This is a genomic window from Dermatophilaceae bacterium Sec6.4 (assembly GCA_039636865.1).
Classification (GTDB): Bacteria; Actinomycetota; Actinomycetes; order Actinomycetales; family Dermatophilaceae; genus Allobranchiibius.
Genome location: CP144172.1, coordinates 1,684,810 through 1,700,649, shown reverse-complemented (window position 1 = coordinate 1,700,649; position 15,840 = coordinate 1,684,810). Strand labels below are relative to the sequence as shown.

15 protein-coding genes and 1 riboswitch are annotated in these 15,840 nt (G+C 66.9%); of the genes, 6 read left to right on the top strand and 9 right to left on the bottom strand.

All coding sequences use genetic code 11. The features are described 5' to 3' along the window. Window positions 1–81: 81 nt before the first annotated feature. The 3 genes from V3G39_08255 to mraZ form a co-directional block, all read right to left on the bottom strand. Complete coding sequence (locus tag V3G39_08255) at window positions 82–780, bottom strand: hypothetical protein (GenBank protein ID XAS78011.1); 699 nt, start codon at window positions 778–780, stop codon at window positions 82–84. After that, window positions 777–1,763, bottom strand: a complete 987-nt coding sequence (gene rsmH, locus V3G39_08250; GenBank protein XAS78010.1) for a 16S rRNA (cytosine(1402)-N(4))-methyltransferase RsmH — start codon at window positions 1,761–1,763, stop codon at window positions 777–779. Before rsmH ends, V3G39_08255 begins: the two co-directional genes overlap by 4 nt. Before the next feature lie 184 nt (window positions 1,764–1,947). Further along, window positions 1,948–2,382 (bottom strand): division/cell wall cluster transcriptional repressor MraZ, encoded by a 435-nt coding sequence (gene mraZ, locus V3G39_08245; GenBank protein XAS78009.1) that lies wholly within the window; start codon window positions 2,380–2,382, stop codon window positions 1,948–1,950. A 246-nt stretch (window positions 2,383–2,628) separates the two neighbouring features. Here mraZ and V3G39_08240 point away from each other — a divergent pair, with 246 nt between their 5' ends. The 3 genes from V3G39_08240 to V3G39_08230 are packed head-to-tail and all read left to right on the top strand — an operon-like array spanning window position 2,629 to window position 7,174. Beyond that, a complete protein-coding gene (locus tag V3G39_08240; protein ID XAS78008.1) occupies window positions 2,629–3,630 on the top strand; it encodes an AAA family ATPase in 1,002 nt (333 codons plus the stop codon). Between the two features lie 2 nt (window positions 3,631–3,632). Continuing rightward, on the top strand, window positions 3,633–4,907 hold the full coding sequence (locus tag V3G39_08235; GenBank protein ID XAS78007.1) for a DUF58 domain-containing protein: 1,275 nt from the start codon (window positions 3,633–3,635) through the stop codon (window positions 4,905–4,907). Next, window positions 4,904–7,174, top strand: coding sequence for a transglutaminaseTgpA domain-containing protein (locus tag V3G39_08230; protein ID XAS78006.1), 2,271 nt, complete (start codon window positions 4,904–4,906; stop codon window positions 7,172–7,174). The genes V3G39_08235 and V3G39_08230 overlap by 4 nt, the downstream gene beginning before the upstream one ends. A gap of 104 nt (window positions 7,175–7,278) precedes the next feature. On the opposite strand, the gene V3G39_08225 is transcribed toward V3G39_08230, so the two are convergent. The 6 genes from V3G39_08225 to V3G39_08200 form a co-directional block, all read right to left on the bottom strand. After that, window positions 7,279–8,889: an RNA polymerase sigma factor gene (locus V3G39_08225; GenBank protein XAS78005.1), complete on the bottom strand. Its 1,611-nt coding sequence runs from the start codon at window positions 8,887–8,889 to the stop codon at window positions 7,279–7,281. A gap of 220 nt (window positions 8,890–9,109) precedes the next feature. Next, window positions 9,110–9,472 (bottom strand): universal stress protein, encoded by a 363-nt coding sequence (locus V3G39_08220; GenBank protein ID XAS78004.1) that lies wholly within the window; start codon window positions 9,470–9,472, stop codon window positions 9,110–9,112. Between the two features lie 61 nt (window positions 9,473–9,533). Then, on the bottom strand, window positions 9,534–10,724 hold the full coding sequence (locus tag V3G39_08215; GenBank protein XAS78003.1) for a homoserine O-acetyltransferase: 1,191 nt from the start codon (window positions 10,722–10,724) through the stop codon (window positions 9,534–9,536). 43 nt (window positions 10,725–10,767) lie between these two features. Beyond that, window positions 10,768–10,881, bottom strand: a riboswitch (SAM riboswitch). 29 nt (window positions 10,882–10,910) lie between these two features. Next, on the bottom strand, window positions 10,911–11,954 hold the full coding sequence (locus tag V3G39_08210) for a DUF4192 domain-containing protein (protein ID XAS78002.1): 1,044 nt from the start codon (window positions 11,952–11,954) through the stop codon (window positions 10,911–10,913). A 62-nt stretch (window positions 11,955–12,016) separates the two neighbouring features. Continuing rightward, window positions 12,017–12,397 carry a YkvA family protein gene (locus V3G39_08205; protein ID XAS78001.1) on the bottom strand — a complete coding sequence of 127 codons (381 nt, stop codon included), beginning with the start codon at window positions 12,395–12,397 and terminating at the stop codon, window positions 12,017–12,019. After that, the gene (locus V3G39_08200) at window positions 12,394–13,098 is read right to left on the bottom strand and encodes an EcsC family protein (protein ID XAS78000.1); all 705 of its coding nucleotides are present in this window, start codon (window positions 13,096–13,098) and stop codon (window positions 12,394–12,396) included. Before V3G39_08200 ends, V3G39_08205 begins: the two co-directional genes overlap by 4 nt. Before the next feature lie 123 nt (window positions 13,099–13,221). Here V3G39_08200 and V3G39_08195 point away from each other — a divergent pair, with 123 nt between their 5' ends. Genes V3G39_08195 through V3G39_08185 form a run of 3 tightly spaced genes read left to right on the top strand, consistent with a single transcriptional unit; the run spans window position 13,222 to window position 15,824 of the window. Next, window positions 13,222–14,103, top strand: a complete 882-nt coding sequence (locus V3G39_08195; protein XAS77999.1) for a sulfurtransferase — start codon at window positions 13,222–13,224, stop codon at window positions 14,101–14,103. Window positions 14,104–14,123: 20 nt separating this feature from the next. Continuing rightward, on the top strand, window positions 14,124–14,549 hold the full coding sequence (locus tag V3G39_08190) for a SufE family protein (protein XAS77998.1): 426 nt from the start codon (window positions 14,124–14,126) through the stop codon (window positions 14,547–14,549). Window positions 14,550–14,576: 27 nt separating this feature from the next. After that, window positions 14,577–15,824, top strand: a complete 1,248-nt coding sequence (locus V3G39_08185) for a hypothetical protein (GenBank protein XAS77997.1) — start codon at window positions 14,577–14,579, stop codon at window positions 15,822–15,824. The last annotated feature ends 16 nt before the right edge of the window (window positions 15,825–15,840 follow it).

Sequence of the window (15,840 nt, the reverse complement as noted above, 5' to 3'; positions counted from 1 at the left end):
GTGCGGATCGCGCGGCCGACTTTGCTACTCGCGAAGGATTCGAAGAAGTCACTCTCGACGTGCGTGGCTTGCTCAAGAAGGTCACCTAGTGGTCGTCGCGGGCGTGCTTGGCGTCGTCTTGCCCTTCGTGCCGGTGGCGCCGCCCTTGTCGCCGGGCTTTTTCGTGCTGGGCGTCTTCGTACCGTTTTTCTTCGGGACCGACTTCTTGGTGACGGGGGACGTCGGCGTGACCGTCGCCTTGGCCGGAGCCGGAGCGCCGACGGTCGAACCGAGTGCAACCCCCATCGAGGCACGCGCTGCGACGGTCGTCGCAGCGTCACCGGTGAGCGACCCCAAGATAAAGGGCGTCGACCCGGCGGCGGCCTTCGCCACGCCGACGACTTTGCCATCGGGTCCGACGTAGCGGATGCGCGCGGCGGGTACCAGACCCAACTGCTGGGCGCGTCGGGCGAGTGACGCAGCAGATCCGTCGCTCTGCAACTGCGAGCGCAGGTCCTGCTGGGCGTTGGCGACCCGCGCGGAGTCAGCCTGCAGGGAGTCGGTGGTGAATGACTGCTGGGCGCGTTGGGTGTTGAGGATCAGGAGCGTGGCCAACCCGAGGGCCAGCACGGTGACACACGCCACGATGAAGGCGATGCCGCTGTTGTGCCGGGAGTCTGCCGGCGCGACGACTCGCAGGTGGACCGCGGGCGACCGTAGCGCCTTGCGCCCGTCCGGCGAGGTGGCGCTTACCGGCAGGCGGACGCGGGGTGCGCGCTGTGGCGCTGTTGCCTGACTCATGACGTGGGTCCCTTCGGGGTGGATCGACAGCGTTCTGCTACCCGCAACCTGGCCGAGGCCGCGCGCGGGTTTGTCTCGATTTCGTGCGGCGACGGCCGCTCGGCGCCCCTGGTGATGCGCTCGAGGTAGGGCTGATGCTCAGGAAGTTCGACGGGCAGGTCGACGGGTGTCGAACTCGTTGCGCCGTCGGCGAAGGCCCGCTTCACGATCCGGTCCTCCAGGGAGTGATACGCGAGGACGGCAATGCGGCCACCGACCGCGAGCGCATCCACCGCCGCCGGCAGGGCTCGTTCCCAGGACTCCAGCTCACCGTTGACCTCGATACGCAGCGCCTGGAAGGTGCGCTTCGCCGGGTGCCCCCCGGTCCGGGCAGAGGCTGCCGGGATTGCGTCGCGCAGTAGGTCCACGAGGACGCCGGAACGTTCGAACGGTGTGTGCTCCCGCTGGCGCACGATGGCCGCCACGATCCGCCGGGCGAACCGCTCCTCGCCGTACTCGCGCAACACGCGTTCCAGATCGCGTGCCTCATAGGTGTTGAGGACGTCGGCAGCGGTGCGGGTCTGAGCCTGATCCATGCGCATGTCCAGCGGCGCGTCGTGGCTGTAGGAGAATCCGCGGTCGATCTCATCGAGTTGCAGCGAGGAGACCCCGAGGTCGAAGAGCACCCCGTGAACGTGGTGCACCGCCAAGCGGGACAACTGCTCGAAGGCGTCGTCGTAGGCGCAGTGGACGGGGATGAATCGGTCCCCGAACGGGCCGAGTCGCTGCTCGGCGAGTGCCAGCGCCTCGGCGTCACGATCGACACCGTATGCGGTGAGCTGCGGAAAATGCGTCAACACCGCTTCGGTGTGTCCCCCCATTCCGAGGGTGGCGTCCACGAAGACCGCACCGGGGACACTCAACGCCGGCTCCAGCAGTTGCAGTATCCGGTCGCGCAGCACGGGAGTGTGACGCTCGGCGGTCGCGCGAACAGCGGGGCTCATCGGTGCGCTTCCTCCTGACGTACTGCGTATGTGGTGCGGATGTACTGCATGGGTCTTGCGGGCTGCTGTGCGGACTCGGCTTCTGAACTCAGGTCCCCAGCCGCTGCATTGCCTGGTGGCGGTGGACTCTCCGGTGCCGGGGAAGTGGCATCGGAGGGTCCGGGCAGCGGATGGAGGCCGAACCTCAGAAGAACCCTCCGGGAATGACCTCCTCGCCCTGCGATGCGAAATCGTCTTCGGTGGCCGCCAGGAACTGGGTCCATGCAGTGCTGTCCCAGAGTTCGAGGCGGTTGCCGGTGCCGATGACCGTGCATTCCTTGGCCAGGCCGGCGTACTCCCGCAACACCGAGGGGACAGTGATGCGACCTTGTTTGTCCGGGATCTCATCAGAGGCCGCAGACAGCAGGACACGCTGGAAGTTGCGCACCCCGCGGTTGGTGACCGGAGTGTTGTTCATCTGCTCGGCGAGTCGTTCGAAGTCGACCATCGCGAAGACGTAGAGGCACCGTTCCTGCCCACGGGTGATCACCAGGCCACCGGCCAGCTGATCACGGAATTTGGCAGGCAGGATGAGTCGACCCTTGTCGTCCAACCGGGGGTGGTGGGTGCCCAGAAACATGACCGCGCCCACCTCCCGTTGTCGTCGAAGGGCCCCATAGCCCGCCAGCTTTCGCCGCTGCCCTCCACTTTACTCCACAATCCCCCACGACAAGGGCGAATTGCGCCTATCTGCACCTTCGAAAGCAACAAATTCCCAGGTCAACAGGCTGTCCGAAGGTGGGGGGAAGATTTCCTGCATCGAACCCGCACCGTGCGAAGTCGATGGCCGGACTTACCACTGCGAGACATCGGGCAAGATTCATTCATGACTCACGTTGCTCCGGTCGATGTACTCACCACTGAGGTGGCTGACAGCACCGTGTTCACGCTGGACGATGTGCGCCGTGTCGCCACCTCCATCCAGGACGCGGTCGCCGGCGTGATCGAGGGCAAGCCCGATGTCATCCGAACTGCGGTCGTGGTGATGCTCGCCGAAGGCCACCTCCTGATCGAGGACGTCCCCGGGGTCGGTAAGACGATGCTCGCCAAATCGCTCGCGCGGTCGGTGAACATCTCGATGCGCCGCCTGCAGTTCACACCGGACCTGCTGCCGAGCGACGTCACCGGGGTCAGCATCTTCAACCAGGATTCCCGGCAGTTCGAATTTCGGCGGGGTGCGGTTTTCGCCGGGATCGTAGTGGGCGACGAGATCAATCGCGCCTCCCCCAAGACCCAGTCGGCCCTCCTGGAGTGCATGGCAGAAAATCAGGTGACGGTGGACGGAGAGACCTATCTGCTGCAACGTCCGTTCATGGTGATGGCGACCCAGAATCCGATTGAGATGGAAGGCACTTATCCGCTCCCGGAAGCCCAGCGGGATCGGTTCATGGCACGTATCTCGATGGGCTATCCCACCGCGTCCGCAGAGTTGCAGATGCTCGACACCCACTCGGCGCGAGAACCCCTCGACACGCTGCAGCCGGTCACGGACGCAGCAACGGTCATGCGCGCCATCGATACGGTGACCAGCGTCTACGCCAGCGTGACACTGCGCCAGTACATCGTGGATCTCGTGAGCGCCACGCGCACCTCGCCCGAAGTACGCCTCGGCGCCTCACCGCGTGCCGCCCTGCAGCTGTTGCGGGCTGCTCGAGCACACGCGGCGCTGGAGGGGCGCGACCACGTGCTTCCCGAAGACGTGCAACGGCTGTGGACCACGGTGCTGGACCACCGTGTCATCCTCGGGCCCGACAGCACCGGTAGATCCACCGGTGAGCTGCTGTCCTATCTGTTGCAGCGCGTACCCGTGCCCTCCCGATCACGCTGACCATGCGCCAGCCATCCGTCGGCCGCCGTCACGACCGGCTCAGACTGACCACCCGCGGGCGCGCGTTCCTGATCGTCGGCGCGTGTCTCATGGGCGCCGGGCTCCTGCTCGGATACGGCGACGTCACCAGGATCGGCGCGCTCGTGCTGACATTGCCGCTGATCGCCTGGGCGCTGTCCGCCTCACACGCCACCCACCTGCAGCTGCGCCGGAAGATCACCCCGACCCTGCTCGGGCCGGGTGATCCTGCGACGGTGCGCGCGGTCTTTCGCAACAACGCCGGACGCGCCAGTCGGCTCGGCTCGGCTCAGGACCGTGTCGACCCGGGGTTCGGGGACCGGCCGCGGTACACCTTGACGAGCATCCCGACCCGAGGCACCGCAACCATCGAATACACCGTGCGGAGCCAGGCCCGTGGACGTCACACCATTGGTCCCAGCATCGTCACGCACCCGGACCCGTTCGGGATGTGCACGTCGCTCACGATCCTGCCGGCCAGCGACGAAATCGTCGTACTCCCGCACACCTTCCCGCTCGAGAGGCGCTCGATGCCGTATGCCACCGGTGGCGCCAGCGCGGCCGGGCACTCCGTCGCCCTGCACGGTGAACAGGACGTCAGCATCCGGGGGTATGTCGAGGGTGATGAGCTGCGGCGTATCCACTGGCCCGCGACGGCCCACCGCGGGCAGTTGATGGTGCGCCACGAAGACCAACCCGAACACCGACGCGCCCTGTTGTGGTTCGACGCGCGCGGCAGCGCACACGCCGACACCGGACGGAGCAGCTCTTTCGAGTGGACGGTCAGCGCGGTTGCCTCGATCGCGCTCCTGCTGGACGATCTGCACTATCAACTGCGGATGGTGAGCGCTGCGACCACGGCAGAGCACCGGCTGCCCTCCCTGCTCAATGCACAGCAGGTGGTGCACAGCCTCGCGTTGGCCAACACCACGGACGATGGCCGGCACGCCGACCTCAGCGCGGCAGCAGCTCAGGCCGTCGCCGCCGGCAGCGTCCTGGTCGGGCTGTTCACCGACCACCCCGACCCTGCCCTGCCGATGCTGGCGGCCACGAGCGGCCGCGGCCGGACGAGTCTGGCGATCATCGTGGACACCGACGCGTACAGGACCGGCTCCGTTGCGCCAGGTGTCGCAGCCGAGCGGACCTCCGCCGTCCTGCGGGCCGCCGGATGGCGTACTGCGATCGCCGGCCCGGACACCGGGATTCCGGCTGCCTGGCATGCGATTGCCGGACCGCACGCCGCTGGGGGCATCCGGTGAACCGCGCACGGCCGGGACAGACACTGCTCGCGGCAATCGCCACGCTGGTGGCGGCCTGGCCCATCACCACATTGTTCGAAGGTCGTTCCTGGGTGCTCGGGGCGATATCCCTGGTCCTGCTCGCGGCGCTGTTCGGGATGGCTGCGCGCGCGGCGGGAGCCTCACCCCTGGTCACCCTGTCGGTTCAGCTGATCGGTGTCGTCACCGTCGCGGTCGTCACCCAGTTGCCGGACCACCTCGACACGTCGCTGCCGGGGGCGCTGCGTGACCTCGGTATTGACGCCAACACCACGGTGACCAGGTTCGCCGCCCCCGCACCGACGACCGCGGGCATCGTGTTCTTCGTCGCACTGATCGTGGCGGGTCTCGCGATCTGTGTCGACTTCCTTGCCGTCACCTGTCGATCACCGGCTCTCGCAGGGGTGCCGCTCTTCGTCGAGTTCATCATCTCGGCCGCGAATTCCGGCGGAGCACTGAGCCCCAAGTTCTTCCTGCTCGCGGCAGCGGCGTGGCTGGTGATGCTCTACGGGGCCTCTGCGCGGGCAGCCCGTGACTGGTCCGGGCGGCGGGTCAACCCGTCGGGGCACTACCGCGCCGCCTCTTCCCTCGGCGAGCACGGGTTCGGGTTCGCCGCCCGCGCCGCCGGCGCGCTGGCCCTGGTGTTGGCTCTTCTCCTTGCCGGGATGCTCCCGGCCTCGTCGCAGAAATTCCTCGGTGACGGCCTGGCCCGGGGACAGGGCGGCGGGTCGGGCACGGTGGGTTTCTCCGACAACCTGGATCTCAGTCGTAACCTCTCATCGCAGGACAGCTCACCGGTGCTGACCTTCCGCACCACCGACCCCGACCCGGCTCCACTTCGCGCTCTGATCGCCGACGATTATGCACGCAACCGGTGGGAGCCGAACCGCGTCCGCACCCCGTTGCGAGGTGCCGACGGCAGCCAGCTGGAACGCGCCGCGTCCAACCCTCGGCCGGTATCGGCCAACCGGTACCGGATCAGCATCTCGCAGAACTCGATGAAGCCGCCGTACGTCGTGGGACCCACCCAGATCGGCACTGCGGATTTCCAGGGTGCCCGGTGGAGTTATGACCCCAAGTCGTCTCAGCCGTCCGCGAGGAAGCTGACCACGTCCTACTCCCTGGATTACCTGAGTCCGAAAACTACCGCTCGTCCATCGAATCAGCGCCTGGACCCTACGCAGTACCGGTCCGACCTGGCGGTGGATCCGACCTCGCGGCCGGCGATCGAGGCCCTGGTGAAGCGGGCCGCACCACGCGGTTCGGCCTTCGACCGGGCAATAGCCATCCAGACGTATCTTCGCAGCAGTGGCAATTTCGTCTACTCCCTGACCTTGGCTCCCACCCGCAAGAACGCCGCCGGCCGCACGTTGGATCCCATCAGCAACTTCCTGGCAACCAAACAGGGGTACTGCATGCAGTTCGCCACGGCCATGACAATGGCCGCCCGGTCGATCGGTGTACCGGCCCGACTGGGAGTCGGTTTCCTGCCCGGGTCGGCGGGTCCTGACGGCGTCTACACCGTGAAGCAGTCGGATGCACACGCCTGGCCTGAGCTGTTCTTTCCGGGGATGGGCTGGACGCGTTTCGAGCCGACCCCCGGATCGCGGGCAGGCGCGGCGCCGGGCTACGCCACCCCGAAAGTCACTGCACCTACCGCGCCGGAGCCCCGCCCGAATACCGTGCCGCGCCCGAAGAATGCGCCGAGCACAGCGACGCCGGCCACTCCCAGGTCGCCCACCGGGACGGACCCCACCGGCAACGGATCTGTGCCGCAATGGCTCACTGCAGTGCTCTGGACACTCGCAGCCCTGATCGTGCTGCTCGTTGCGTTCTCGATTCTGCCGCTGCTGGCCCGGCGGGCCAGCAGGCCGCTGAGCACCGACGACCCGGCGGCAGTGCAAGCCCAATGGGACAACCTGGTGATGCGCATGCAGGACCTGGGCATCGAGCCACCGCCACCGGTGTCACCGCGGTCCCAGGAGGACTACTACCAGCTGAGACTGTCGGTGGACCAGGAGGGGCGACGTGCGCTGCACGAAGTGGTGATGGTGATGGAGCGGGCCCGCTACACCCAGACGTCCGGTTCGGCGCTGGACATGACGGCGCCGGCCGACAGCCTGGTTGAGAAGGTGCGTGCCACGCGTTCCCTGCGATGCCGCGCAGGTGCAGCGTTGTTCCCGCGTTCCGGGCGGCAGCGGCTGCGCTCCCTACTGCTGCACGCCTATCCAGGCCGCAAGCGCCACTGAGCAGCGAAACGCCACTGAGCAGTTCGCGGACCACGCGACGCGGCCCGCACCATGATGGTGCGGGCCGTTTCGTTTGGTTCGGATCTTTCTGGTCGTGCCCGGTCTCAGTCCAGGTAGTCGCGCAGGACCTGCGAACGTGACGGGTGGCGCAGCTTGCTCATGGTCTTGGACTCGATCTGTCGGATGCGCTCGCGCGTCACCCCGTAGACCTTGCCGATCTCGTCCAGCGTCTTCGGTTGGCCGTCGGTCAGCCCGAACCGCATCGACACGACCCCGGCTTCCCGCTCCGACAAGGTGTCCAGCACCGAGTGCAGTTGCTCCTGCAGCAGCGTGAACGAGACCGCGTCAGCCGGAACCACTGCTTCGGAGTCTTCGATCAGGTCTCCGAATTCGGAGTCGCCGTCTTCACCGAGCGGAGTGTGCAGAGAAATCGGCTCACGGCCGTACTTCTGTACCTCCACGACCTTTTCCGGCGTCATGTCGAGCTCTTTGGCAAGCTCCTCCGGCGTCGGTTCGCGACCCAGGTCCTGCAACATCTGGCGCTGGACACGAGCCAGTTTGTTGATGACCTCGACCATATGCACCGGAATGCGGATGGTACGTGCCTGGTCGGCCATGGCCCGGGTGATCGCCTGGCGGATCCACCACGTGGCGTAGGTCGAGAACTTGTAGCCCTTGGTGTAGTCGAACTTCTCGACGGCGCGGATCAGACCCAGGTTGCCCTCCTGGATCAGGTCCAGGAAGAGCATCCCGCGACCGGTGTAGCGCTTGGCGAGGGAGACGACCAGGCGCAGGTTGGCCTCCAGCAGGTGGTTCTTGGCATTCTTGCCGTCCTGGGAGACCCACCACAGCTCGCGCTTGAGCTTCATGTCGATCTTGTCGCCGGAGTTCAACCGCTCCTCGGCAAACAGGCCGGCCTCGATCCGCTTCGCAAGGTCGACCTCCTGCTCCGCGTTCAGCAGCGCGACCTTGCCGATCTGCTTCAGGTAGTCCTTGACCGGATCTGCCGTCGCTCCGGCCGTGACGACCTGCTGAGCAGGTGCGTCGTCGTCATCGTTCTGGCTGAGCACGAAACCGCCGGCGGCCTCGGATGCGGCCTTCGCCGCCTGATCATCCTTCTTGGATGTCGAGTCCTCGGTGCTCTCGTCCGGTCCTGCTTCGGTGACAGCAGTAACCGCGGCGTCTGCAGCCTTCGCCGCTCTGACGCGCTTGGCCGTCTCTGCGGCGCTGCTCTTGGTGGCGGCAGCCTTGGACACCCGCTTGGTCGTGCTGGCGGTCACGCGGCCTTTGGTCTCGCCGGTCGGTGCCGTGTCGGCTGCCTTGGTGGTGGTCGACTTGGCAGCAGCCTTCTTGACTGTTGTCTTCTTGGCAGCAGCCGTCTTCGTCGCGGCCGTCTTCGTCGCGGCCGTTTTGGTGGCGGCCGTTTTGGTCGCGGCGGTTTTGGCGGTCTTGGCTGCGGCCGGCTTGGTCGCCGTGGTCTTGGTAGGACTGGTCGCAGCCACTGCGGCGCCGTCCTCGTCATGGGTCACGGTGACGCACGCAGCTGCCAGGGCCGCCAGGATCACCGGAGTGTGCGAGCTGTCGTGACCAGCTTCATCCAGCGCGCTTGTCAGCTGCTTCCCGGACACCCGCTCACCCGCTCGTGCACTCTGTACAAGCTTCTCCAACGCAGGATGGGAGATGTGCGCCGGCAGGACGGGAAGTACTTTGGACACGGGTGGTCACCAACTACCTTTCGAAACAACGGACTCGCACGATGTGCACGCACGCATGACCTACCGCAGCTAGCGGCATCGAAGTTTGGGGATCGGATGCTTTAAATGAACGCGCCCGTACGAACTGTCCGCCCCGGCGCGCGCCGACCTCTGTACCCATTATAAAACGCTGACCACCCCAATCGGAGAATCGCCCCACCCCAGGAGGCGCTCGAGCGGGTTACGGCTTGACGGCGATGACCGGGCAGTCCGCGTCCAGCAGGATGCGCTGAGCGTGCGAGCCCAGGATGAGTTTGCCCACCGGGCTGCGCCGACGAAGTCCGATGACCAGCAACCGCGCCGACCGGCTGCGCGCCGTCTCCAGGAGGAATTCGGTGACATCGTCACCGCTGGGCTCCAGTACCTCCGACTCCACGTCATCGGCACCGGCATCCCGCATCGCCCGAGCGATCTCGTTGCCATCGCGTCCGGCACGCGAGGGGACCACGATCAGGTTCCCACCATGCGCGGCTACCTCTCGCACGGCATACGACAAGGCGACCTCGCCCTCGGGGGTGGGTAGATAGCTGACGACGACACTCATGGTTGCTGCCTCCATCGATCTCACGATCGCGCGTCCGGTGGGCCGGTGGTCCCTCGCGACGCTACCCGAGCGGCCCGCTCACCGCCGCTCGCACTACCTCGACGGCTCGACCGACCCGGTCGGCGATGGCCTCGGTCTCGATCAGAAATCCGTCGTGTCCGTGACTGGACTCGATGACATCCACGTGTCCGCGGCCATGGGCGCGGACGATGTCCTCGGACAATTCGACGGGAAAGAGCCGATCCGAATCGACGGCCACGGTGCGCAGGCACCCTTCGTATCCGCTCAGTACCTGCGCCAGGGATCCTCTGCCGCGGGTGATGTCGTGGGTGGCCATGGCGCGTGACAGGTGCAGGTAGGAACCGGCATCGAAACGAGCTACCAACTTGGCGGCCTGGTGGTCCAGATAGCTCTCGACCGCGAACCGCCCACCACCCAGCGGGTCTTCGTCACCTTGCGCAGAGCCGCCGAAGCGGGAGTTCAACTCCGCAGCGCTGCGGTAGGTCGTGTGGGCGATGCGCCGCGCTATTCCCAGTCCGACGAGCGGGCCGGCACCATGCCCGTAATAATCTCCGCCGCGGTAGCCCGGATCGCCGGTGATCGCCAACTCCTGGGTGCGGCCCCACGCAATCTGGTCGGCGGTAGCCCGCGCGGTGCTGGCGATGATCAGCGCACCGGCCACCCGCTCAGGGTGGCCTGCTACCCACTCCAATGCCCGCATTCCACCCATCGACCCGCCCAGCACCAGTCGCCACCGGTCGATACCGAGGGCGTCGGCCAGCTTTGCCTCCAGCGCGACGTGGTCCCGGATCGTGGTGACCGGAAATCGAGATCCCCATGGTGTGCCGGTCGGGTCCGGTGAGCCGGGCCCTGTCGTACCGCGACACCCCCCGAGCACATTCGCGGCCACCACGAACAACTCATCGGTGTCCAACGGCGCGTGCCGACCGATCAGGCCGGGCCACCAGCCCGCCGTGGGTTGCGCAGGGCCGGTCGGACCGACGACATGCGAGTCACCGGTAAGGGCATGCTCGACCAGGACGGCATTGTCAGCGCGTTCGTTCAGGGTGCCCCACGTCTGGTAGGTCACCACGACATCCGGGAGCAGCGAGCCGTTCTCCAACTCCAGCCACGGTAGGCGGATAGCCCGCGCACCCGGGTTGCTGCCGACGGGCGGGCGTATCACCTGGTGATCTGAGCGGCGCTTTGCGCGCGCCGTCCACGGATCAGCGGGTCGCTGGGTAACAGTCATGGCGACTTCCCGGTCAGGGGGCGCCTGTCAGACCGACCGGCGGACCCCGCGCTTGCCCGCACCACTTCGGTGCAGGCCTTGTCCTCACCCGGGGCACCCCACCGCGGAGGAGGGTTGCCGCTCAGCAAGCCGGGGCTTGTCGCTGAGACTCTTGACCAAAAAAACCATAGCAGTGCCCCGCCGCGGCTACCTGGACTCGGCCAACAGATGCGGGCGCAACCCGGACCCGCAGGCACGACCCACCAACAGGGCCAGCCGATAGCCGGGGTCAATCTGCAGTGCCTGCTCCACCGCTATCGACGCCAGCGCACCGGAGCCGGCACTCCACGCAGAACCGGCGATCAGCGTCAACACCGGTGGTCGCAGCGGATCGGGCAGGCACTGCAGCCACTCGATCATCCGGTCCCTGGTCTGCGCGGTGCTCAGCCGCGGTGCTGCCCCGGCAGCCGCATCGACCAGTCGCAGCTGTCGGGCCCGATGCACCGGGTGTGCCGTCGAGCTGGGCATCGGCAGGGCCGGGGTCACCCAGCTGAACACCTCATCGCGGGTCCTGCTGTTACGCAGCGAAACGCTGACGGCCGCCAGCATGGCTGCCGGGATCCGGGCGATCTCCTGTGATCCATGCATGATCTGCCACAACACGGCGACCAGCTCCTGTGCCGGCAGGGCTCGGGCCGCGGGGACGTGGGCTGCGACGCGGCGTGCGAGGTCGGCCCGCGTCTGCCGCAGGGACCGCGCCAGGTCGGCACGGGATGCACAGGGCGCCATCCCCTCCACCACCGACGCGAGAACAGCATCGACCCGCTCGGGGCCGGGCACCCGGGTCGGTCGGGTGGGGCAGGCGCCGCAACTGCACCGTTGCGCCCACCAGGTGCCTTCGGTGCTCATCAGCACGTGACGGACCCGAACACCTCGCCTGGCGAAGCGGCGACGCAGATGATCCGCACGTGTTGCCGCCGGCCTCGCCGGCATTCCGGGATCGAGCAGAACGCAACAGATCGCCTCGTCGATACCTGCCCTACCGAATGCGTCGGCCGTCGTGTCGGCACAGTCCGCGAACGCGAAGTCGTCGTCCAGATCCATCCGCGCAACGACCGTCACACGATCGCGCGACAACCCGACCGCGACGAGGGAATCCGTCGCGACGAAGCCCAGCTCATACGGCAGGTAGGCAATGAGGTCGCCGAGGTTGCGCAAGGTGTGGGTCATGTCGAACAGGTTCGTACTCACCGCGGTGACATCGCAGCGTCCGTGATCCACCTGTGGACAACACGGGTTTCCGGCCGGGGATGTTAACGAATACGTTTGCCGCGCACCGTGCGCCTACGGCTGCGGGTGGCTTCCCACTGCAGGAATTCGTCGGTGTCCTGCACGATGGCACTCGCCAACCACGCCAGCACGACAGCATCGTCGGCCAGCCCTGCGATGGGCGCCAGACGCCGCGGGATCAGATCGATCGGCGAGGCGATGTAGGCGGTGGCAGCGACCATGACCGCCAGGCGGGCCGGTGAGGATCCGACATATTCTTTGGCGGCAATCGCCCGAACCATTCGCGGCACGGCGCCGATCCGCCGCGAGAACGAAGGACCCCCGGGCGCTGAGACCAACGCGACCGATTCCCGCAGCGAACGGACCGCAGCCAGGTTGCCACCGCCACGCGACCGCAAACTCATGCCGAAGCACCCCGTTGCAGCAGCGCGGCGTTGGGCGGGAACTGGGTGCGCGCGGTCTTGGCGACTTTGTGGAGCAGGTAGACATCCAGACCGGCCCCGAACACTGCCCCGGCGAACGGAACTGCCTGCCCCAGCCGCGGTAACAGCTTCTCGCCGACCTGCGCGACCAGTCGGAACCCCACGGCCTTGTCCAGCACCATCCGGGCAGCGGGTGGCAGTCCGCGGCTCGCGACATTCGCGAGCCGGCCGGTGCTGACGATGCCCGCCTTCTTCAACAGGGCGTCGGCCTCGCCTCCGATCAGCGCGAGCAGGATCGCGGTACGCAGGTTCGGATCGCGCAGGTTGTAGCCGCGCAGGTGAGCGATGGCCGCAGCCATCCTGGTGGCCAGCACATAGAAACCGGCGATATTCGCCGGCAAGGCGACGCTCATGGTGAGAAAACCGCCGAGCCCGGTGACGAAGCCGCCGGCTCCCGCAAGTCGCCGATGCTCCGAGACGATCTGGTCGATCGCGCCTTCCCGATCGCCCTTGGCGTCCGCCAGCGCCCGTTCGGCGACGACTGCTGCGGAGTCGAACTTGCCTTTGCCGTCGATACCGACCTGCATCAGACGATTCGCCAAGGTCAGGGAACTACCCGCGAATACTCCACGGTTCAGATCGACCGGAGCAGCGGACTTGGACTTTCGGTGCAAGATTCCCACGCCTCCATGGTGCCAGGTGAACCCCCGGAATAGTCATCGCACCGCTACTTGGCAGGCCGCGAGGCCATCTTGGTGCGGGCTCGGCCCGGCAGCCTTGTCGCCGGCACGTACTACCGTTGCAATATGCCTGCACCCCTGGATTCCGATCCTGCCTTCTCCGATTTCGCCCATCCCGAACGTCTTGTCTCCACCCAGTGGCTCGCAGCTGCACTGGATCGCGGTGAGGACCTCGTCGTCCTCGAGTCGGACGAAGATGTCCTGCTCTACGACTCCGGCCACATCCCCGGAGCGCGCAAGATCGACTGGCACCTGGACCTCAACGACCCGCTGACCCGCGACTTCGTTGACGGAGACCACTTCGCGCAGGTCATGGGCGCCCGCGGAATCACCCGTGAGACCACCGTGATCATCTACGGCGACAAGAGCAACTGGTGGGCTGCCTACGCGCTGTGGGTGATGACGCTCTTCGGACACGAGGATGTCCGTCTGCTGGACGGCGGTCGCACCGCCTGGCTGGCTGAGCAGCGCCCGATCACCCGCGACCTGCCCGCCGATGCCCACGTGGACTACCCGGTGGTGCAGCGCCACGACGAGCCGATCCGCGCCTTCCGGGACGACGTGCTCGCCCACCTGCCCGGACCTCTGGTGGACGTCCGCTCCCCCGGAGAGTTCAGTGGAGAACTGCTGAGCATGCCCGACTACCCCCAGGAGGGCGCTATGCGTGGCGGGCACATCCCGGGCGCGCGTTCGGTGCCCTGGTCCCGGGCCGCGGCTGAGGACGGCCGGTTCCGCGGACGCTCGGAGCTGGCACACATCTACCAGGACGAGCAGCAGCTCGCCGCCGATGACGACGTCGTTGTCTACTGCCGCATCGGCGAGAGGTCTTCACATACCTGGTTCGTTCTGACGCACCTGCTCGGGTTCGAGTCGGTCCGCAACTACGACGGCTCCTGGACCGAATGGGGCAACTCGGTGCGCGTACCCATCGAGAGCGGCACGCAGTGAAAGGTGACCTGCCCGCCCCGATGGCTGAGCTGGCCGAGGACTTCAACGCCCTGGAGCCCAAGGACCGTCTGCAACTGCTGCTCGAGCTCAGCGACGACCTCCCGGCGCTGCCTGCGCGTTACCTGGACCGATCAGAGAAGCTCGAGCAGGTGCACGAGTGCCAGACACCACTGTTCCTCGCCGTCGAGGTCGACGACGATCGACTCGTTCGCCTCTTCTTCCAGGCTCCGCCGGAAGCTCCCACCACTCGCGGATTCGCCGGGATTCTGCACGCGGGACTCGACGGCCAACCACCAGAGGCTGTCCTGGACGTTCCCGACGACGCCCCATGGCGGTTCGGTCTGTCCGAGGCAGTATCCCCATTGCGAATGCGTGGGATGCTGGCCATGCTTGCCCGCATCAAACGACAAGTCCGTGAACACGCGTCAGGCGCCGACGCCGTCTGACCCACATCGATGAGGTTACGAAGCTCTATGAACAAAAAGGCATTAGTAGCCATCCCAGCCGTAGTCGCGCTGATCGGACTCGTCCTGCTCATCATCGGGCTGGCATCGAGTCAGAACGTCAAGGTGACCTCGTTCACGAACGGGTCGAGTGTCAGTGCGACAACGGACGGATTCTCGGTCTACAGCGCAGACAAGGCCGCGCGTACCGCGACCGTCTGTACGGCGGTTTCCGGCGGTCGCACCTCGACCCTCGGTCGGCCCAGCGCGGACTTTTCCGTGAAGGGCACGGGCGGCACGCTGTGGGAGGTGGCGCGAAGCACTGACGGCATGTCCAAGGGCACGTACACCCTCACCTGTGCCGGGACCAGTGGTCTTCAGGTAGGTCCGCGGGCTGACAAGGTCGGCGGCGGTTTCCAGACCATCGGCGTCACGCTCGGGGCCATCCTGCTGGTCGTCGGGATCATCGGAGTCGCCCTACTCCTACTGCTCGGTCGCAAGAAGACGACACCCGAGAGCACCTACAGCGGGTACCAGCAGGGTGGTACCTACGGTGGCGGCTACGGAGCCCCCGGCGCTTACGGTGCGTCTTCCCAGCAGGGTGGCTACGGTCAGCAGCCCTCGCAGGGCGGCCAGCAGCAGGGTGGCTATGGCCAACAGCCCCAGGGCGGTCAACGACAGGGCGGCCAGCAGCAGGGCGGCTACGGTCAGCGGCCCTCGCAAGGTGGCCAGCAGGGCGGCCAGCAGCATGGTGGCTACGGTCAGCAGCCCTCGCAAGGTGGCCAGCAGCAGGGTGGCTACGGTCAACAGCCCCAGGGCGGTCAACGGCAGGGCGGCCAGCAGCAAGGTGGCTACGGCCAGCAGCCTCCGCAGGGCGGCCAGCAGCAAGGTGGCTACGGCCAGCAGCCTTCGCAAGGCGGCCAGCAGCAAGGTGGCTACGGCCAGCAGCCTTCGCAAGGCGGCCAGCAGCAAGGTGGCTACGGCCAGCAGCCCCAAGGCGGTCAGCAGCAGGGCGGCTACTACGGTCAGCAGCCCCAGTCACAGCCCCAGTCACAGGGCGGAGGTGCCGCCGCCACATCCGCCAACGATGCGGACGCGGATGCCGCACCCGATTTCTCCGATGCGCCGACCACCGCCATCTCGGGTATTCCGACAGCAGAGGGCTCTGGTGCCCACCCCGCAGGCTCGTCCCCCGCGGACCAGTCGGATCGGGATGACCGCAATTCCGAAGGCAAGCACAATTCAGATGGCGGACACGACCAGAACGGTCAGCGCTGACCGCCTCAGCTGACGA